Here is an 18,019-nt window from a genome sequence, read left to right on the forward strand (position 1 = left end):
CTACGAAAGATGTGGTGTTTGACCTTAAACATATTTAGCCTTTATTGTCAAGGCTTAAATCTAATTAATCTGTCATATTTTGGTGCGATGTCTGACGACAAGGCTAGCGCCAACGCCATTTTTTAGCTAGTTCCTGCTCAATGCTGCGATCGGTCTTTGATTCAAGCTTTTTGACTTTTATAGTGTATCGTCATGGGCAAGATTGCGAATAGGGCATTGAGCTTGCCAACCATAGCACCAAGTGCTATATAATAAGCGAAGGGAATGACCATAGCATGATAATCTACAAAACCCGATGGTTTAACCGTTGGGCACGCAAAGAGGGTTTAAACGACCTTAGCCTCTGCACGGCTGTAAACGAAATGACAGCAGGACTTTACGAAGCCGATCTAGGAGGCGGACTGGTCAAAAAGCGGATTGCCCGCTCTGGACAAGGTAAGCGTGGTGGCTTTCGTACACTGGTCGCTACCAACAAGGGAGATTGCTGGTTTTTTGTTTTCGGCTTCCCGAAAAATGAGCGCAGCAACATTAACAAACAAGAAGAAGAAGCATTAAAAAAGCTGGCATCGGTGCTGTTGTCTTACACACTATAGGATCTCGAAAAAGCCAAGCTGGAAGATGAATTGATGGAGGTAATTTGCAATGCCGAAGAAGAAATCAGCGATTCTTGAAGCCGTTCACGAAACGGTTATGGGGCTGCACAAAGCTGGACTGATGGATCAGACTACATTGCGTGAATTCGACCGTCTGTGCTTGTCTGCGATTGAACCGCTAGAACCTCAGCAAATTAAGCAAATACGCGAATCATCTCATGTCAGCCAGGCAGTATTTGCTGCGATTTTGAATACAAGTCTATCAACGGTTCAAAAGTGGGAAATCGGTCAGAAGCGTCCCAGTGGTACTGCTCTTAAGCTGTTGCACCTAGTTAAGAAACGGGGATTGAATAGCGTGATTGATTAAATTGTGCCGACCATTGATAAGAAATGCTGTGCAAAAGTTTCTTATTTTAGTCTTTGTTCAAGTTTTTTTACCATTTGCTGCTTTGAGGCGATCGCTGATTTACAGAACCAAGCATTGCTCCCTAACCTTGCTGGAGTGCGATGTCTGACGACAAGGCTAGCCCCAACGCTATTTTTTAGCTAGTTCCTGCTCAATGTTGCGATCGGTCTTTGTTCAAGCTTTTTGATTTTTATAGTGCGATCGTCATGGGCAAGATACGAATAGGGCATTGAGCATTAAGGATTTGGCGGATCATTTTTGAGAATTCTAACAAGTCAAAGTAAGAAACGCTTGTGAGAGCAAAGTGAAAAGTATTTTTTCACAAAGGTTTTCAGTGCCAATGCTATTACTGAGGCTTTTGCGCGGTTGTAGTTTTCGCAAGTCACTTGCGAGATTTAATCAGTATTTGACGCTGATAGACTAATTTTGATACAAAAAAATCACTTATTGACATAATATGCTATTTTTAGCATAATTAATATTAGATGAGTGAACAACAAGAAAAACCCCTTAAATGGATTGCAAGCGCTCTTGATGATTTAAAGGAGTTTCCTGAAGATGTACAAGATGTAATGGGTTATGCTCTAAATTTGGCACAACATGGTGAAAAGCATCCTGATGCAAAACCTCTACATGGATTTTCAGGGGCTGGCGTTTTAGAAATTGTAGATAATTTTGATGGGGATACATACAGAGCAATTTACACTGTTAAATTTGCAGGAGTTGTTTACTTATTGCATTCATTTCAAAAGAAATCAAAACATGGTATTGCTATACCGCAACAAGACATAGATTTGGTTAAAAAAAGATTAAAAGACGCTCAGGAAGATTATTCAACGGAAACAGCTAAAAAATGAGCAACGAAAATAATGTTTACGTTAGTAGTGGGAATGTCTTTGCTGATTTAGGATTACCCAATCCCGAAGAAAGACTAGTCAAAGCCGAACTTGTCCGTAAAATTAGTGAAATCATTGCTAGCCGAAAATTAACACAAGTGCAAGCTGGTGAAATTTTAGGAATTGATCAGCCTAAAGTTTCTTCATTAATTAGAGGAAGATTAAGTGGGTTTTCAACTGATAGATTAATTAGCTATCTGAATATTTTGGGTAATGATGTAGAAATTACAATTAAACCCAAACCTGAAAATCGCTCAATCGGACGTACAACCGTAGTCTGTTCATAAAAACTAAAGTAATAAATTTTGTGCTAGAGTTTCTTACTTTCGGCTTTTTCAAAGCATTTTTCTTCTCTGCTGCTTTGAGGCGATCGCTTTGCTCTCTAACCTTCCTGGAGTGCGATGTCTGACGACAAGGCTAGCGGCAACGCTCTTTTTTAGCTAGTTCCTGCTCAATGTTGTGATAATAACAACTATTACTACACGCTTTACAAGATATAGAGTCTAACTAGATAGATTAAAATAGTAGTGAAATAAAAATTTCGTCTTTAGCTGTTAACTGTAGTTTATTTTACACCTAATAACATTATGTCTATTAGCGATCAGGCACGTTTAATATCATCCATGCTATCTTCTTTAACTCTTTCAGACTTACAATCGTTGAAAGAAGAAATTGATTCTATTATTAGTAAACAAAATGGAGAAAATCTTAAAGAAGATATAAATGAACGAATGTATAATAGTTCTATCGAATTTATTAATTCTATTACTGATCTGAATGTTTTTACTTTACATCCATTAAATAGTTTGAAGGATAAAACAAATATTACTCAATCATTATGTGGAAATGAATCGACTGTAATTAGTTCACCTATATTCAATTTTAACATTGGTGGTGAAATAAAAGAAATTGCTTCTACTCAAAAACCTAGACCTTTAGGTATTTGGAAAGGGCAAGTAGAAATATCAGAAGATTTTTATAAAACATCAAGTGAGATTCTTTCGGAATTTGGTATAGAAGAATAATGGAATTATTGCTTGATACCTGTGCTTTAATATGGTCACTTGAAGATAATCCTTGTCTTTTACCTGAAGCTCGTCAGCAAATTTCAGATTCTTCAAATAAAGTTTTTGTTAGCGCTGTTAGTGTTTGGTAAATAGAAATAAAAAGAAAAAAAGGGCAGCTTAAAACCCCGGAAAATTTAATACAAGCGATTATTGATACTCAGTTTAGTTTTTTATCAATGACAGAACACCACGCTGTTAAAGCAGCATCGCTACCTGAATATCATAAAGACCCTTTTGATAGACTTTTAATAGCACAAGCGATGTTAGAAAAGATGGTTATAATTACTTCCGATACTATATTTGGAAAATATGGAGTAGCGGTTATATCTGCTGTAAAATCATAAATAATTAACAAACAAATTTTCGCAAGTCACTTGCGGTATTTAATCAGTATTTGACGCTGATATAGGACTCATATTTAATTTTTGAAAAAACTCAGTACAACTCAAAGAGGCTTCTTCCCTACTCCCCAGTCCCAGCCTACGCAAATAATTTCAGAAATCAAATCGGATTGCTATAGACTAATTTTGATATAAAAAAATCACTTATTGACATAATATGCTAATTTTGGCATAATTGGTATTACATGAGTGAACAACAAGAAAAACCCCTTAAATGGATTGCAAGCGCTCTTGATGATTTAAAGGAGTTTCCTGAAGATGTACAAGATGTAATGGGTTATGCTCTAAATTTGGCACAACATGGTGAAAAGCATCCTGATGCAAAACCTCTACATGGATTTTCAGGGGCTGGCGTTTTAGAAATTGTAGATAATTTTGATGGGGATACATACAGAGCAATTTACACTGTTAAATTTGCAGGAGTTGTTTACTTATTGCATTCATTTCAAAAGAAATCAAAACATGGTATTGCTATACCGCAACAAGACATAGATTTGGTTAAAAAAAGATTAAAAGACGCTCAGGAAGATTATTCAACGGAAACAGCTAAAAAATGAGCAACGAAAATAATGTTTACGTTAGTAGTGGGAATGTCTTTGCTGATTTAGGATTACCCAATCCCGAAGAAAGACTAGTCAAAGCCGAACTTGTCCGTAAAATTAGTGAAATCATTGCTAGCCGAAAATTAACACAAGTGCAAGCTGGTGAAATTTTAGGAATTGATCAGCCTAAAGTTTCTTCATTAATTAGAGGAAGATTAAGTGGGTTTTCAACTGATAGATTAATTAGCTATCTGAATATTTTGGGTAATGATGTAGAAATTACAATTAAACCCAAACCTGAAGATCGCTCAATCGGACGTACAACCGTAGTCTGTTAATAAAAACTAAAGTAAGAAATTTTGTGCTAGAGTTTCTTACTTTCGCCTTTTTCAAAGCATTTTTCTTCTCTGCTGCTTTGAGGCGATCGCTATTTTACACAACTAGGCATTGCTCTCTAACCTTGCTGGAGTGCGATGTCTGACGACAAGGCTAGCGCCAACGCTATTTTTTAGCTAGTTCCTGCTCAATGTTGCGATCGGTCTTTGTTTAAGCTTTTTGACTTTTATAGTGCGATCGTCAAAACCATTCCCACTTGATCAATCAGGTAAAATGAAAGTTCTAGTAGTTGCTGGGAGGTGTCCGATGACTATCCTTGATCGCCGCAACAGCAATTTATCATAATATTACTCTCGTCTCTGCTGACAGCGACTTCACTAGGATTCAGCAAGTTTACAGTTTTTCAGTCGAATCCTGGATTTAATTGCTTTACCTTAAAACCATATTTTTCACATTGATATTTTTATGTGGCTTGATTGCCTCCGATAAAGTTACAGCGCAATACCATAACTATAGTAAGTATTCAGATATATTTTAAGAATATAATTTCATTGCCATAGTTAGGACAAAAATTGAGCAGGTTTTATACCTCAAACCCTGATTCAGCCGTGGGCGGGATATTATTTTCAAAGTTTAGATGTGGAGCTAACTTTGAAAAAATAATACAAGCCTTTGAAATTGTTCAAAAAAATGTACCGAGTATTGTTCATTGAAATTCCCTCCTTATTAAATTCGTTTTCTCTTGACAATGGTTTTTCCGTAAATTCTTCATTGTTTCTATTTGATGGATTGGAAAAATCTTCTGAACTATTCAAAATGATTTCGCGTTGAGCAGAGGCAATAAGATTGCGTGCATAATAGTCACTGGGTACACAAATTAACTTTTCATTTATTTCGCAGAGAAAATTATTTGTAAATTCTACTGCGTTGACAAATTCCTTCAAAGCAGCTTCTGTTGGATCTCTATCAATATCCCACATCAGATCAATCAGACTATGCTGTAATCTAACTGCTAAACGCAAACAGTCTTTTTCAACTTCATCTAAAGCGTGTTGGTGAGTTAAATTGGGAATCTGTTTTTTTGTTTTATCAGCTAGTTCATAGTATTTTTGCTCCAAATTTGTATATTTATCAGCTAGTTCATTTGCAACCGTCCTATGATGCTTGGCTGCTTGTCTATCACTTTCCCCAAAAGCGTGAGTAGTAAAAGCACCAACAACCGCTCCAACAGCTAATCCAAGAGCGCCGAAAATAAAAGGAAGCATAAAAACTATGTAATCCTCTAAAATTTAATTCCTATTATTCTGTGATCAGATGAGGAAGTTGAGAACCAGCAAGCAATTTACTATCTGCTGATGTTAATCCTAGAGATTTAGCAATAGCGACTGATTCACATAACCGTTGCATAGCCCCTTCTATTCCCGGTGCAATTGGACGATTTGTAATTTCTTGATTAATCGCTTCTGCTTGGGCCAAAAACTCTAGATTTTTCTGGTGTTCATAAATCAGTTCGTTCTCAATTGATTGTAATCTTTCTAATTCTTGTTTAGTTAAAGATTCATAATAGACTTTCACCGTTTGTTTATGGTCATCGAGGATTTTGAAAAACTCGTAAACCATACCCGCAGTTCCAACAACAGCTAAAACTGGCGCGGCTGCGGTTAAAGCGATCGCAATTGGTGGACAAGCTGCTGCTAGTGTTGTGGTTACAAACGCTGTCACACCCCCAATTGCGCCGCCTTTGACGGTATCTTTCAATGTTTCTATAGTGGCTTCTTGTGCAGAAATTTCACCCCGAACTACCCACAGCGCGTTGGTTAGTAACGAAAATGGTGCTGCTGTCGCTACACCAATAGCTGCTCCAAGGGGCGCGGCTTTAACACCTGCTTTGACTGCACCTGTTAGGTTGTCAAAATGCCATTTTGCATCTAATCTTATTTGCTCCTGCGAAGTCATGGGTTTATCGCCACGGGCTAAATTATCTTTGGCGTTTTCCCACTTGATATTTTTGGGATCATTTGAGCCGCCTTTGCTATGCGGTTTGATATGACTAGCGTGCTTATCTGATAGGTATTGTTTGGTATTAACATCAGTAGATTTGCCATCAATCCCTGCTCTTTGAGATGGAGGGATTTTATCTAACATTTCTTGGGCTTGCAGTCTGGTTCTGATCGGATCACCAGGTCGAATCCCACCTTTATATAATCTACCGGCTGCACTTAAGGATAAATCCTGTAATTCGGCATGGTGAACGTTAATGTTGGCAGCTGCGTTAAAAGCGGAATTCTGCTCTTGTTCGTTAGACATGGGTAAACAAATATATTGTGATGTATTACGTTTCTCTGCTTCATACCAAAGCATGGTACGAGCTTCTTTTCTTATGGTTCCCATTTTGGCATCAGATGCGATCGCCTCCGATGAAATCATAAGTATCTAAATCTGTAACATTTTGGCGCTTTTTTGAGCGTGTTGTACGGAACTACATCAGTGATTTTGCGAGCAGATGAGGAAACTGAAGCAGAGCTAGATTAATGGTCTACCAAAACTGCAATGCCTGCGGTTTTTGCTAGCCTATGCCAAACCGGATAATTTGGGCAGACGACAGACGACGTTATACATTAATAAGTGTATCTGCAATACCGGACTTGTTCTGGCTCAGTCTCAATAGCAAAGGTTTGGAGATGTTTACTTTATCAGAAACTTCTATCCTGGCGGCAATCCTACTGGTAGCTTTAGGCATTTTGGGCTGGGGCTTTTATCGCGCCAGACCTTTTGGTAAACTGGGAATCTTAGCCTGGTTACAGTCGGTGGTGTTGATGACTCCCTGGCTGCTGTTTTTTGGATTGTTTGCCGCAGGAATTTACATCAATATAGCGGGTATATTGTTCTTAGTGGTGACTTCCGCCGGATTGTACATCTTCTTGGGCAGACAGTTACGCGCAGCTGGGCAAGATGCTATCCTCAAAGAACGCGCCACAGAAAGACTCGCTGCTGATTCCTCACTGGAACCAAATTCCCCACAACTAGCAGTAGCAGAACTGAAAGCGGAGATCCCGCCAATACCCGAAGATGACTTAAATACAATTAAAGGCATTTTCGGTATCGATACGTTTTTTGCCACAGAAACGATCGCTTATCAAGATGGAGCCATTTTTAAAGGCAATCTGCGAGGAGAACCAGAAGAGGTTCACAATCGTCTAACTGCAAAATTACGGCAACTCCTTGGTGATCAATATCGCCTGTTTTTAGTAGAAAATACCGACGCTAAACCAGTGGTAATTGTCCTGCCGAGCCGCAATGATCCGCGGCCGATGTTGTTATCGCAAAAAGCTTTTGCAGGTATTCTGTTGATAGCAACTATTGCTACAAATCTAGAAGCTGCGGGCTTATTGCTAAATTTTGATTTCTTTGGCAATCCAGGGCGGTTTAAAGAAGCTTTGCCCATAGGCGCTGGGATATTAACGATTTTAGTAGCTCATGAAATAGGTCATTGGATACTTGCCCAGCGTCACCAAATTCGCCTTAGCTGGCCTTTCTTTCTACCCGCAGTGCAAATTGGCTCCTTTGGTGCAATTACCCGCTTTGAGTCTCTGTTGCCCAACCGCAAGGTATTATTTGATATCGCCTTGGCAGGGCCAGCCGCAGGTGGTATTGTCTCTTTATTAATCCTGGTGACGGGTTTGCTGCTTTCCCATCCAGGTAGTTTATTTCAATTGCCAAATCAGTTTTTTCAAGGGTCGATTTTGGTGGGAAGTTTGGCGCGAGTTGTTCTTGGTTCGGCTTTGCAGTCATCCTTGGTAAGTGTTCATCCCCTAGTGGTGATTGGTTGGCTGGGTTTAGTAATTACCGCTTTGAACTTGATGCCCGCAGGACAACTAGATGGTGGCCGCATTGTTCAGGCGATTTATGGACGCAAAACCGCAGGACGAGCAACGATCGCAACTTTAATTTTACTGGCGCTAGTGTCTCTTGGTAATACTCTTGCCATGTACTGGGCGATCGTGATTTTCTTTTTGCAACGAGATCAAGAACGCCCCAGCTTGAATGAAGTCACTGAACCCGATGATGCTAGAGCCGCTTTGGGGCTTTTGGCTCTATTCTTGATGATTACCACACTTCTACCCCTAACTCCTGGCTTGGCTGGGCGTTTGGGAATAGGATAGTGTTTATCGAGCCTACACCCAAACAAGCAATATCTGCAATTCGGGTGTGCGCTCAACTTACCAGAGTTTATAAACGAATAGACCTTGTAAGATTAGATGAGCGCACCAGGAATGTTTACATCTTGGCGAATAATTCAATAGAAGCTGAGATAACACCAACTGGAGAAATTCTTTGGTTATGACAAAACCTAACCTTCAACAAATGACTTTAGAGCAGCTAAGAGCTTATATTTTGGAGCATCGCAACGACGATGAAGCATTCCATATATACATCGACAGAAGACGCGCCCAATCTCCAAAACAGGTTCCGATGACAATTGAGGAAGCGGAGGCTGATTTACAGAGACGGTTTGGACAGCAAGCTAGTTAAATTACCATGACCGAATTTTAGATTTTAAATTTTGGATTTTGGATTGAAGATAGTGATTGTCGGTGAGTCAGCGCAGTCTTGGGGGTTTCCCCCATGAGCGACTGACGAACCCCGAAGGGGTGAATCTTCACTGAAATTAAGTGATGTGTTCACCGACAGGTTGCTAGGAAAATTAACTCAACGGTTTCCAACCGGCTAGCAAATTCGGGTAAGCCGTTGGTGTGGGGAAAATTTTCTGGAAGCCAATTTGACGCTCTAGGGGTTTTTCTTTGCTCATATTCCAGAGGCTTTCATAGAAGAAGAAAGAAACTCCAGCAAAATTGCGATCGCGTACTTTTTGCACTTGTGTTTTAATCTGTTGCATCGGTACAGATCGGTTTTTCAACCCGGACAAAATGCCCACACTCACTGGAATATGACTTTTTGCCGCTTTCACTTCTGGATACTCTAATTCGCTGACAAAAACATTCAAGTCATCCCGATATATCTGCAAAACTAAGTCTTCAATGATTCCCAGCCGTTCCCACTTTTGCCAGTCTGCTAAAGAGAAGTCGTAGGAAAAACGTTGAGGATTAGGGGCAACGGAAACCAGGCAATCTTTTTTAGTAGCTTTGATGGTTTTGAATACCCGTTTCATAAACTCGGTAATTTTGTTAGCTCTCCAACTCACCCATTCTGGATCTTGAGAGTTTTTCGAGGGAGCTTGACCACGGTGTTCTTTTTTGTAAAGTGCCACTGTATAGGTATCGTAACCTAATTCTGATGGTAAGCCAAAATGGTCATCAAATTGAATGCCATCGATATTGTAGTTTCTCACAATTTCAATGATTAAATCTTGAATAAATTGTTGTACTTCTGGGCGGAAGGGATTTAGCCAAACGCGATTATCTCTGCCATCTTTGACAATGCGAGTCCCATCACTGCGACTGGTGAGCCATTGGGGACGATTTTTAGCTAATAGAGAATCGGCTGGTGCCATGAAGCCAAATTCAAACCAGGGAATCACTGTTAACCCTTTTTGATGTCCCACATCAACAATTTCTTTGAGGATATCTCGTCCTTGCAATCCGGGTGTGGGATCGAGCGATCGCCCGATAACTTTGGCTGCAACTTTGCTAGGATACAATGTATATCCCCAATTCCAAACCGCCGGATATATCGTGTTAAAATTGAGTTTATCAAGGCGTTGCAAAGATGCCTTGAGGCGATCGCGCTCAAATAACACATCACTATCAATATTTGTTAACCACACTCCCCTTAACTCAGATGCTGGCGTTGGCGTAGCCCACCGAAGGGATCGCGGCAGATTAATTTGAGCGTTCAAAGGGAACGATAGGATTACCGTAGCTACTACACTCAAGGTAACTATAACGGCAAACAAAAGAGACTTTCTGCTTTGGCGAATATTCCACCAAGAATGAAACTCAACACACCACTTGACAAACCTTTTCATCATTTGCTACAGAGATGATCAAATTATGAACAATCAGCATGAATAGCGATCGTTTCGATTGTAAGCGCTAAAACTTATGTAACTCTCTTGAATTTTGAATTGTTATTATTGTGCCCTGGCTGCAATCTGATTCCAGGCATTGACTGCTGCTTGTAAATTCTTTGGCAGGTTATTTAGAGAAATATCGTTGTACTGAACCGTACCCTCAAGGCTTGTGAGAGTAAAGGTAATATAGTCAGCAGCACCACTGGGGGCTGGGTAACTCAGATTCTGGAATTTACTAAATTTAGAACGTTCTAAAAATCTCTGAAATTGTTGCACCTGTTGCACAGAAACACGGTGAACAGTACGCTCAGAATCATTGGCATCACCAATCCGCACGCGAATCAATCGCCCATCTTTGAGTAAAACAGTCTCGTAGGTTCTGCCAGTAATACCACCACTGGAGATTTGCCGAAAGACTACATCTTTATTTAACGGTGGTGGTAACTCGCTGACTGGAATTTGTACAGGGGCTAGTGTATTTTCATTAGCTTTTTCATTCAGCCTGACTGCGGAACCTGTTTGATTGGTATGATAAACCCAGTTTTGTTTGCCATTAGATACCACAATCCGCCAACCAGGAACTAACGCTTGGGTGCAGAGTTCATCAGGTTGAGGCAGTTCCAAGCAACCATTGCGCCAAGTCTGTTGATTATAATCAATAATTTTCAGTTCTTTGGTTAAAATTCCCTGTCTGCGGGCTAAATCTCGCAGTACCGCCTTAGCTACTGGACGTGGCAAGCTGTTTGGTTTAATATTGTCTTTAAGAACTTCATTGCTTGTTTCTAGCGAGAAGTTCGCAGAAGCAGCTGTAGCCCCATTGACAAGTGTTAAACCACTAGCAATAGACAAAATTCCAGTCAAAATCAAAGCAGTGAAAATTCGCGCTTGATTAGTGTTAAAGTAGTGTTTCTGCATGAGTTTCATGGTAATATAGATATACGACTAAGAGATATTATCCAACTACAAATGGACAATACAAACCAATATGCTTGGGTTAGCGCCAAAAACCTTAAACTGTGTAGGTTGGGTTGAGGAACGAAACCCAGCATTTGCCATAGTTTGTTGGGTTTGGCGACCTTCAACCCAACCTACAATTATCCTTAACCCAAGCGTATTGCAATATAAAGTACATAACTCCAGAACTTCACTAGTTGGTAATTAGTTTAGTTTCTTTCTTTTGAAACAGATATAAAGGCAGACGCTGATGTACTAATTGTTTGTTCCTTATACAAATTCTGAATAAAAATGCACTCAATCAAAACGCCCTCTAGTCCTACGGCAATCAATTAAGAATTCAGAAGCTCAGACTTCATTGAGTAGGTGGGTTGAATTAAATATAAAACTGCTGTAGCAACTTACTCCTCTACACCTATTCCATCTTCTAATTTGGAAAATAGCTTGCGAGGAAATCTGGTAACGCTTTTTACCTCACCTTAGTCAGCGAGGGTTGAATAAAAGTAATTTTAGAAAATAATCAGAGAGAAGCGTAGCTTAGATTTTGTAATTTCAGCCAATATTAAGCCCTCATGGCTTGTTGTTCAGATTCAACGAACTGATTTTGAGGTACATCAAATCTAATGGTACTAGCTGCCCAGTCTTTGAAATCGGGTGCTAGCCAGACTAGCTTACACAGAATTTCATCATTTACCCACAACACCAAGGGAAACCGAAACTGTTTCCGAAACTCATCTCGCATGATGTTGGTACTGATGATTAGTTGGTTAATTGCCACTACAGATTCTAAACCCCGTATCATCAAGGCTTCGGGTTGAGTAGTACCAATTGCGGTTATAATAGCTGTATACAATGTGTCAGCCGCAGGTGAGAGTGAGACTTCGTGAATATCTGCTGATGAAAATTCTGTTAACAAATTCATCACTTGCTGCTGCCTTTGAAAAGAGTTACAACAGGCTAATAAAAGTGAAAACTCTCCACTAGAAACCATCATCGCCCTTGCCAGCCTCTTAGTGGCTGCTGTGCTGCTAGCTGTGCCGTTTTCCGAATTACTTAAGCTGATCATTTAAAAATCCTGCTTCTAATTTTCAAAATGTCTGAGTGATATTCAGTTATTCTACTCTATTAATTTTTACCCAAAAGTGTTACCAGGTTGATTTGGATGAGGTTTTCTCTATAACACTAAGTATTACATAACGAACAAGATATGGTGTATTATATTATATTTACAATTAAGTGATAATGTAAAGATAGTATCAACACAATCTAAGTAAAAGGGTATAGGCGAGGAATTAGTAATTTAATTATTACTGTATTCTCATAGATTTTCATATCTCCCAGCAATTAAGTAGTTATTTATTAATATACAGTAAAAAAATAGCTCAGTAAAAGCTTAACAACAAACATTGGGAAATGGGAGAAAACTTAACTGGCTAGTAGTTTACTATCACCTACGATCATAGCTGGCTGCAAATCATTTTCCTTTGCCAAACCACTTCGGGGCGCGTGTAGAGTGTGAAATAGTAAAATGGTATCAGCCCAAGATACGAAAATATCCCTCCATTAAAATTAACTGAAATTAACTAAAATTAACGCTTCTTTACCACCTACTATGCTAGTTGGCTGGATTATTATCCAGAACAGACTGCTTTACGAAAATGACTTTGGGAGGCAACAACCTAATCATTAGCAATAATAGGTACTGAAAACCCAAATTAACTCATCCGTTTGATAGAATTGTAGATCGAAGATGTTGCCTCGTTAGGAATTATGTTTTGATTGAGCCTATGAAACACTCGGCATCGCAGAACGAATTGCACTAATAAAATTTTGGGCATAATTCTGCGTTGAGAAATCGAGGGCGCGTTGTCGTGCAGCCATTCCCGCACTCTGGGCAAATTCTTGCTCGTCAAGATAGCGGAGAATTGCGATCGCTAATTTATCTGCATCGCCGTAAGGTGTTAATAGTCCATTCATGCCATCGGTAATAATCTCTGTCGGACCGCCTGCACTGCCAGCAATTACAGGTTTACCCAGCGCCATCGCCTCAATAATCACAATCCCAAACGGCTCTTTATCTGAGGCATGAACAAATACATCCATCGCCTGCACCCACTCAGGGATATTACGCTGTAGCCCAGCCATAATTACCTGCTCTTTCAAACCGAATGCGGCGATTTCTGCTTTTAAGAAGTCCTCATAATCCGATTCCAAATCGTGCTTACCGCCAACCACTACACAATGAGCATCAGGATACTTCTGTAAAATTTTCGGCATCGCCTGTACCAGTACGTGCATTCCTTTCCATCGTTGCAATCGTCCAACAATTCCAATCAGAGGTCCGTGTAAAGGTAAGCCCAACTTCCGCCGTGCTTCTTCAGGAGAAGGTAAAGCATCAGGTTCAAATCGATCTAGTGCTACACCAGGATAAACTAAAGGTGTTGGTCTGTGAGGCCAAATTTCTGCCTGTGCTTGCTTGCCATCTTGAGAAAGGGTGATAATTGCGCGGGCTGGGATTAAAGTTGCGATTCGCACCAACCAAGTTTTGTCACTAGGTACTTCTAGTTGATACCACACAGCAGGCAACCCCGCCAGCATTGCCGCCAAACCTCCAGATATATGCGTTATCCACATCCAATTGACAATTATATCTGCACGTTCGCGGCGGGCGATCGCAGCTATCCGAAAAACAGCGCCAATAAAACGGTGGATTTGGCGTAAACGTCCACTTTCTACAACTCGCGCATCAATACCCAGGGACTTTACTTGTTGTACCATCGGGCCGTCTTCTAAAAATATCACCAGCCACTCAACACCAGCATTACGTCCCTGCTGTACCAAATCCCAAAGCATCATTTCACCGCCGCCTCGTTGCTCGGCTAGTGGCATTAGAATAATTACTTTCATAATCTATAAGAGTCCTATTTAAGTTGTAAGATTTATCAGAACCTCGACTTCTTAGAGAAGTCAGGGATCTGAGGATTGGTATAGTACTTATGTCCTGCCATAGCCATAGCTAAAAATCCCCAAAGAATCATCCCTGCTACGCTTAACATCCCGCTACCAATAACTAACTGTGTAGCAGAACTGATGCCAATGGCGCGGGCAGCACTAACAAAACTATCGAAACGACCTTCACCATAGTTGCTAACACTAATAATCAATAAGATTAATCCACCCATATAAAAGATGGCTCCAAACCAACCAAGGGTGAAAAACATATCTAATATGCCACTATCAATCACCACCACTTCAATTTGACCAGTTTTTTCGTTAACTTTCCAAATATTTCCTAAGCCATTACCTAGACCATTAGAAAGGGCTAAACCAAGGTTTTTGTCATAACTTCCCGATCTATCTTTAAAACTGTTATCTTCTTCAAGATTAGAAAAAGTTTGCAAACGGGCTGCTACAACCCCAGAAATTGGCTCGATAGTTGTCAATGGTACAACACAAATTGCCATGACCACGATTATGGTAATTAAGCGCATTTGAATCCGCGCTTTGACTGAACCCATAATCATAATTATTCCAAATAACCAGCCTCCCCAATTAGTACGTGCTTGTGTCAACAGGAAGGATAAGTAACCAACAGCTGAAGCCGGAAAAATTAAATTTCCTGAACTGGTAAATAATAACAGTAATCCAGCTTGCATGACGGAACCAAAGGGACCGACTGAGTGCAATGTACTCCAGACACGCATCCCGAAAGGTACAGGCTTTCCAGAACTCATGAATAGTTTTGATTGGATGAGCCAATACCTATCCCACTCAGGAGCTACCACGAATTGATATACGCCATAAGTTCCTAAAATCAACACACACCAGAGGAATGTTCGCTGAAAGTTCTGGCGATAGCTGGGATAATCTCGCCAGTTTATAAATAAGTGAAAAGCGAAAATGATCGGACTGAGCCAATCCATCAATCCGCGTGCTACAGGGATAGGGGGATTGTAAATCAGACCGATTAGAAAGCCATAGAACACTCCGATAAAAGCCAAAACAAACGGTAAGCCCCCTTGACCAGAGGCGCGGGGAAAGTGTCGTAAGAATGTTGCTATAGTGACAAACACCACTAAGTAGGGTGCTATGAGCATTTGACGGGTAGCGTCCCAGCCCACCCGATAGTCAACTAAGCGAGTAGCTAAGGGTGTGAGAAACCAAATCCACCAGGTAAAGCTGATGTAGAGAATGGGATGCCGCAAGTATAAAAATACGCCTACTGCTAAAGCTGTCACCGGGTAAATTAGGCGTAATGCGGCAGTAGCACCAGCAAAATAACAAACTACAGTCAGTAATACAAAGGCTGCGATCGCCATCCAACCCTGTTGCGATCGCTCCTCAGGAGAATAGCTTTCTTGTAAAAAACTATTGAAAAGTATCTGCTTAGAAGTCATTCAATTTTAGATTTTGGATTTTAGATTTTGGATTACTGGCTCTCTGGAGACAGCAACCCACCCGTCTTAATTCCCAGGTTGAATCTGAGAACTAGAGCTAATATCATGTCCGCTTGATTACTTATTAAACCCGAAGAACCCCACCCCGCCAAAGCTGCGTTTTGTCTCCCTGCCCCTAATCCCCAGAGGGGGCCCCGAGTTCCCCACCGGCGGGGAGGGGATAAAGGGGTGGGGTGCAATGACTATGGGAATCACAACTAATTACCCGGACATGATATAAGAAGAAATTGAATTCATTACGAATTACGAATTACGAATTACGAATTACGAATTGTTTATATCCCTGCCAACGTCCACGCCAAGATGCCAGCAATTTTTTACCCGCCAACTGCCCTTGGCTAGGTAAAAATCTCAGCCATTGTACAAAACCCAAACTATCGCACGTACCCACGAATACTGCCCAGAACAAAAATACAATCCGGCGGATAAATGGCAAATGCTCTAATAAAACTAAAGTTTCATTATGGACTAAATTAATAAAGGCAATGTCATTAAAGTTATTTCGCTGATCTTCATCAAAACGTTGTGCTGGATAGTGATCTACAGCAACATTAGGATCATAAATTATCTTCCAACCACCCCGCTTTAATGTCAGAGTGAACGCCATTTCAAAGTGTACCTGCGCTCCTGTACCGCGCATCCGCTCATCAAAGCGTAATTGCCCGATTGCTTGGGTACGAAAACTCATGTTTACGCCCTTGAGAATATCGACTTCGCGGGGTTCTCCCACTCCCAGGTGATGGTTGCCAATCACTCGCCCAAACCACTGCAACTGTCCAACTACTAGGCGGGATTCGTCTTCTAATTTGCTGCCGTGGTGTATCCAATCACGCCCACCAAGACCACCAATGCAACTATCACAGATAAAGTGAGCGGTGATGCGCTCTAACCAATCTGGGTGGGGTGCGGCATCATCATCAGTAATGGAAACAATATCGCCCTCCACAACTGCTAGTCCGGCGTTGAGAGCTGCTACTACCCCCGGTTGTGTCACTTTCACGGTATGCAATGGCAGATTGGGCGCGTTTAATTGCGTCAGAAATTGCCAAGTTTCTGCATCCGTATCGCGGACAACCACTATCACCTGATCAACGGGTTTAGTTTGCTCCTGTAGCGCCAAAAGGCAGCGTGAGAGGTCTTGTGGACGGCGATAAGTCGGTATCAGAACGGTGTTCCGCATTCTTGCTTAACTCCTCGAATAGATCCACATAAGTTTGTGCCATAGTAATCCAGCTATGTTGTTCTGCCACAGAACGAGCAGTTTGACCCATTTGCTGTATGAGGGCGCGATCGCTCACCAAAGAGATCAACGCCACAGCTAAAGCATCGATATCATCTGAGTCGGGTAAGACGATGCCACATTCTGGTGTCACCAACTCTGCACCTCCGGTAGCTGTGGCAGTAATTACTGGCAGTCCTGAAGAAAGTGCTTCTAACAATACGAGGCTACAAGCTTCGTATCGGGAAGGAAAAATAAATAAATCGACTGCTCGCATAATTTCGGGGATATCACGGCGATATCCGACAAAATGCACGCGTTCGCTTAACCCCAAGGAAGCCGCTAGTTGAGGGAAGGGACTACCTTCGATATGACCAACCACCGCCAGATGTAAATCGGGAACTTTCGCCAAGGCGTGCAACACTGTATCTAAATTCTTTCTGGGTGTGCGGATGTCTCCAGCGAACAGTGCTAGGGTGACATTCTCTGCTAAACCTAATTTTTGGCGATTGCTTTCACCAGGGGCAAATTCTTCTAAGTCAACGCCATTGACAATTACCCGAATGCGAGAACGCGGTACACCAATGTTGACTAATTCCTGGGCTACCTTTTCGGATACAGCTACAACAACCTGGGCTTTTTGGAAAGCCTGTTTTTCCCAACGGGCATTAAAAGCCGTAAACAACCACTGGTAAAAACCATATAAGTCTCGGCGATTGCGGGAAATATGAACAGGCGATCGCAACCATGAACTATGGACAAAATGTACAGCATTCACATCAGCCGCAGCCAGATTAATTGCTCCATTGACTTTAACTAAATCAATGCCAGAGCGATGTTTACGCAACCAATCTGCACTTTTTTGGGCAAATATGAAATTACGAACGAATTCTGTGGGATAGCTTTTAACTGGAATTCTAATCCAATTAACTTGACTATTATCTTCTAGTTCTGGTGCGACTTCACTAGCTAATAATGTCAAGTGATGACCACGACGGATTGCTTCTTGAGCAACTTCGTAATTTACCCGTCCCTGACCATCGCCTTTTTTGATTTTATGGGTAACAATACAAAGTTTCATACACTACCTTGCTTAACAATAGACCTATTGCATAAA

21 protein-coding genes are annotated in these 18,019 nt (G+C 41.0%); 12 read left to right on the forward strand and 9 right to left on the reverse strand.

Translation table 11 applies throughout. The features are described 5' to 3' along the window. Nucleotides 1–275: 275 nt before the first annotated feature. The 9 genes from V7K36_RS21255 (at nt 276) to V7K36_RS21295 (ending at nt 4,665) form a co-directional block, all read left to right on the forward strand. Nucleotides 276–593: a type II toxin-antitoxin system RelE/ParE family toxin gene (locus V7K36_RS21255; RefSeq protein WP_335118994.1), complete on the forward strand. Its 318-nt coding sequence runs from the start codon at nt 276–278 to the stop codon at nt 591–593. Between the two features lie 49 nt (nt 594–642). Beyond that, nucleotides 643–960 carry a helix-turn-helix domain-containing protein gene (locus tag V7K36_RS21260; protein WP_335118996.1) on the forward strand — a complete coding sequence of 106 codons (318 nt, stop codon included), beginning with the start codon at nt 643–645 and terminating at the stop codon, nt 958–960. Between the two features lie 524 nt (nt 961–1,484). After that, a complete protein-coding gene (locus V7K36_RS21265) occupies nt 1,485–1,856 on the forward strand; it encodes a type II toxin-antitoxin system RelE/ParE family toxin (protein ID WP_335118998.1) in 372 nt (123 codons plus the stop codon). Further along, entirely contained in the window at nt 1,853–2,182 is a 330-nt protein-coding gene (locus tag V7K36_RS21270; RefSeq protein ID WP_335119001.1) for a helix-turn-helix domain-containing protein, read from the forward strand. Before V7K36_RS21265 ends, V7K36_RS21270 begins: the two co-directional genes overlap by 4 nt. A 300-nt stretch (nt 2,183–2,482) precedes the next feature. Beyond that, nucleotides 2,483–2,920: a hypothetical protein gene (locus tag V7K36_RS21275; protein ID WP_335119003.1), complete on the forward strand. Its 438-nt coding sequence runs from the start codon at nt 2,483–2,485 to the stop codon at nt 2,918–2,920. Between the two features lie 137 nt (nt 2,921–3,057). Further along, the gene (locus V7K36_RS21280) at nt 3,058–3,306 is read left to right on the forward strand and encodes a type II toxin-antitoxin system VapC family toxin (RefSeq protein ID WP_335119316.1); all 249 of its coding nucleotides are present in this window, start codon (nt 3,058–3,060) and stop codon (nt 3,304–3,306) included. Nucleotides 3,307–3,548: 242 nt separating this feature from the next. After that, nucleotides 3,549–3,920 carry a type II toxin-antitoxin system RelE/ParE family toxin gene (locus V7K36_RS21285; RefSeq protein ID WP_335118998.1) on the forward strand — a complete coding sequence of 124 codons (372 nt, stop codon included), beginning with the start codon at nt 3,549–3,551 and terminating at the stop codon, nt 3,918–3,920. Then, entirely contained in the window at nt 3,917–4,243 is a 327-nt protein-coding gene (locus V7K36_RS21290) for a helix-turn-helix domain-containing protein (protein WP_094333017.1), read from the forward strand. The genes V7K36_RS21285 and V7K36_RS21290 overlap by 4 nt, the downstream gene beginning before the upstream one ends. Nucleotides 4,244–4,557: 314 nt before the next feature. After that, complete coding sequence (locus tag V7K36_RS21295; RefSeq protein WP_335119005.1) at nt 4,558–4,665, forward strand: PIN domain-containing protein; 108 nt, start codon at nt 4,558–4,560, stop codon at nt 4,663–4,665. A gap of 202 nt (nt 4,666–4,867) precedes the next feature. Here V7K36_RS21295 and V7K36_RS21300 read toward each other — a convergent pair whose 3' ends face one another. Then, complete coding sequence (locus V7K36_RS21300; protein ID WP_335119007.1) at nt 4,868–5,506, reverse strand: hypothetical protein; 639 nt, start codon at nt 5,504–5,506, stop codon at nt 4,868–4,870. Between the two features lie 34 nt (nt 5,507–5,540). After that, nucleotides 5,541–6,668: a hypothetical protein gene (locus tag V7K36_RS21305; protein WP_335119009.1), complete on the reverse strand. Its 1,128-nt coding sequence runs from the start codon at nt 6,666–6,668 to the stop codon at nt 5,541–5,543. Nucleotides 6,669–6,922: 254 nt separating this feature from the next. Between V7K36_RS21305 and V7K36_RS21310 the strand changes: the two genes are divergently transcribed. The 3 genes from V7K36_RS21310 to V7K36_RS21320 are packed head-to-tail and all read left to right on the forward strand — an operon-like array spanning nt 6,923 to nt 8,774. Further along, on the forward strand, nt 6,923–8,404 hold the full coding sequence (locus V7K36_RS21310) for a site-2 protease family protein (RefSeq protein ID WP_335119318.1): 1,482 nt from the start codon (nt 6,923–6,925) through the stop codon (nt 8,402–8,404). Next, complete coding sequence (locus V7K36_RS21315) at nt 8,404–8,586, forward strand: DUF6888 family protein (RefSeq protein ID WP_335119011.1); 183 nt, start codon at nt 8,404–8,406, stop codon at nt 8,584–8,586. The genes V7K36_RS21310 and V7K36_RS21315 overlap by 1 nt, the downstream gene beginning before the upstream one ends. After that, a complete protein-coding gene (locus V7K36_RS21320; RefSeq protein ID WP_334942701.1) occupies nt 8,583–8,774 on the forward strand; it encodes a DUF6887 family protein in 192 nt (63 codons plus the stop codon). The genes V7K36_RS21315 and V7K36_RS21320 overlap by 4 nt, the downstream gene beginning before the upstream one ends. A gap of 172 nt (nt 8,775–8,946) precedes the next feature. On the opposite strand, the gene V7K36_RS21325 is transcribed toward V7K36_RS21320, so the two are convergent. The 7 genes from V7K36_RS21325 to V7K36_RS21355 all read right to left on the reverse strand — a co-directional run bounded on the left by V7K36_RS21325 (nt 8,947) and on the right by V7K36_RS21355 (nt 17,983). Continuing rightward, nucleotides 8,947–10,227 carry a glycoside hydrolase family 10 protein gene (locus V7K36_RS21325; protein ID WP_335119320.1) on the reverse strand — a complete coding sequence of 427 codons (1,281 nt, stop codon included), beginning with the start codon at nt 10,225–10,227 and terminating at the stop codon, nt 8,947–8,949. Nucleotides 10,228–10,332: 105 nt separating this feature from the next. Further along, on the reverse strand, nt 10,333–11,196 hold the full coding sequence (locus V7K36_RS21330) for a hypothetical protein (RefSeq protein WP_335119013.1): 864 nt from the start codon (nt 11,194–11,196) through the stop codon (nt 10,333–10,335). Nucleotides 11,197–11,788: 592 nt separating this feature from the next. Continuing rightward, nucleotides 11,789–12,292, reverse strand: a complete 504-nt coding sequence (locus V7K36_RS21335) for a hypothetical protein (RefSeq protein WP_335119015.1) — start codon at nt 12,290–12,292, stop codon at nt 11,789–11,791. A 719-nt stretch (nt 12,293–13,011) separates the two neighbouring features. Next, the gene (locus V7K36_RS21340) at nt 13,012–14,133 is read right to left on the reverse strand and encodes a glycosyltransferase family 4 protein (protein WP_335119017.1); all 1,122 of its coding nucleotides are present in this window, start codon (nt 14,131–14,133) and stop codon (nt 13,012–13,014) included. Between the two features lie 35 nt (nt 14,134–14,168). After that, the gene (locus V7K36_RS21345; RefSeq protein WP_335119019.1) at nt 14,169–15,623 is read right to left on the reverse strand and encodes an O-antigen ligase domain-containing protein; all 1,455 of its coding nucleotides are present in this window, start codon (nt 15,621–15,623) and stop codon (nt 14,169–14,171) included. Nucleotides 15,624–15,933: 310 nt separating this feature from the next. Next, entirely contained in the window at nt 15,934–16,863 is a 930-nt protein-coding gene (locus V7K36_RS21350; RefSeq protein WP_335119021.1) for a glycosyltransferase family 2 protein, read from the reverse strand. Continuing rightward, the gene (locus V7K36_RS21355; protein WP_335119023.1) at nt 16,781–17,983 is read right to left on the reverse strand and encodes a glycosyltransferase family 4 protein; all 1,203 of its coding nucleotides are present in this window, start codon (nt 17,981–17,983) and stop codon (nt 16,781–16,783) included. The genes V7K36_RS21350 and V7K36_RS21355 overlap by 83 nt, the downstream gene beginning before the upstream one ends. Nucleotides 17,984–18,019: the final 36 nt, after the last annotated feature.

Source organism: Nostoc sp. (assembly GCF_036919555.1).
Taxonomy (GTDB): domain Bacteria; phylum Cyanobacteriota; class Cyanobacteriia; order Cyanobacteriales; family Nostocaceae; genus Nostoc.

Bases quoted from the DNA above. Each gene is read 5' to 3' on its own strand.
- V7K36_RS21255 (WP_335118994.1), top strand. From the start codon at position 276: ATGATAATCTACAAAACCCGATGGTTTAACCGTTGGGCACGCAAAGAG.
- V7K36_RS21260 (WP_335118996.1), top strand. From the start codon at position 643: ATGCCGAAGAAGAAATCAGCGATTCTTGAAGCCGTTCACGAAACGGTT.
- V7K36_RS21265 (WP_335118998.1), top strand. From the start codon at position 1,485: ATGAGTGAACAACAAGAAAAACCCCTTAAATGGATTGCAAGCGCTCTT.
- V7K36_RS21270 (WP_335119001.1), top strand. From the start codon at position 1,853: ATGAGCAACGAAAATAATGTTTACGTTAGTAGTGGGAATGTCTTTGCT.
- V7K36_RS21275 (WP_335119003.1), top strand. From the start codon at position 2,483: ATGTCTATTAGCGATCAGGCACGTTTAATATCATCCATGCTATCTTCT.
- V7K36_RS21285 (WP_335118998.1), top strand. From the start codon at position 3,549: ATGAGTGAACAACAAGAAAAACCCCTTAAATGGATTGCAAGCGCTCTT.
- V7K36_RS21290 (WP_094333017.1), top strand. From the start codon at position 3,917: ATGAGCAACGAAAATAATGTTTACGTTAGTAGTGGGAATGTCTTTGCT.
- V7K36_RS21300 (WP_335119007.1), bottom strand. From the start codon at position 5,506: ATGCTTCCTTTTATTTTCGGCGCTCTTGGATTAGCTGTTGGAGCGGTT.
- V7K36_RS21305 (WP_335119009.1), bottom strand. From the start codon at position 6,668: ATGATTTCATCGGAGGCGATCGCATCTGATGCCAAAATGGGAACCATA.
- V7K36_RS21310 (WP_335119318.1), top strand. From the start codon at position 6,923: ATGTTTACTTTATCAGAAACTTCTATCCTGGCGGCAATCCTACTGGTA.
- V7K36_RS21320 (WP_334942701.1), top strand. From the start codon at position 8,583: ATGACAAAACCTAACCTTCAACAAATGACTTTAGAGCAGCTAAGAGCT.
- V7K36_RS21325 (WP_335119320.1), bottom strand. From the start codon at position 10,227: ATGAAAAGGTTTGTCAAGTGGTGTGTTGAGTTTCATTCTTGGTGGAAT.
- V7K36_RS21330 (WP_335119013.1), bottom strand. From the start codon at position 11,196: ATGAAACTCATGCAGAAACACTACTTTAACACTAATCAAGCGCGAATT.
- V7K36_RS21335 (WP_335119015.1), bottom strand. From the start codon at position 12,292: ATGATCAGCTTAAGTAATTCGGAAAACGGCACAGCTAGCAGCACAGCA.
- V7K36_RS21340 (WP_335119017.1), bottom strand. From the start codon at position 14,133: ATGAAAGTAATTATTCTAATGCCACTAGCCGAGCAACGAGGCGGCGGT.
- V7K36_RS21345 (WP_335119019.1), bottom strand. From the start codon at position 15,623: ATGACTTCTAAGCAGATACTTTTCAATAGTTTTTTACAAGAAAGCTAT.
- V7K36_RS21350 (WP_335119021.1), bottom strand. From the start codon at position 16,863: ATGCGGAACACCGTTCTGATACCGACTTATCGCCGTCCACAAGACCTC.
- V7K36_RS21355 (WP_335119023.1), bottom strand. From the start codon at position 17,983: ATGAAACTTTGTATTGTTACCCATAAAATCAAAAAAGGCGATGGTCAG.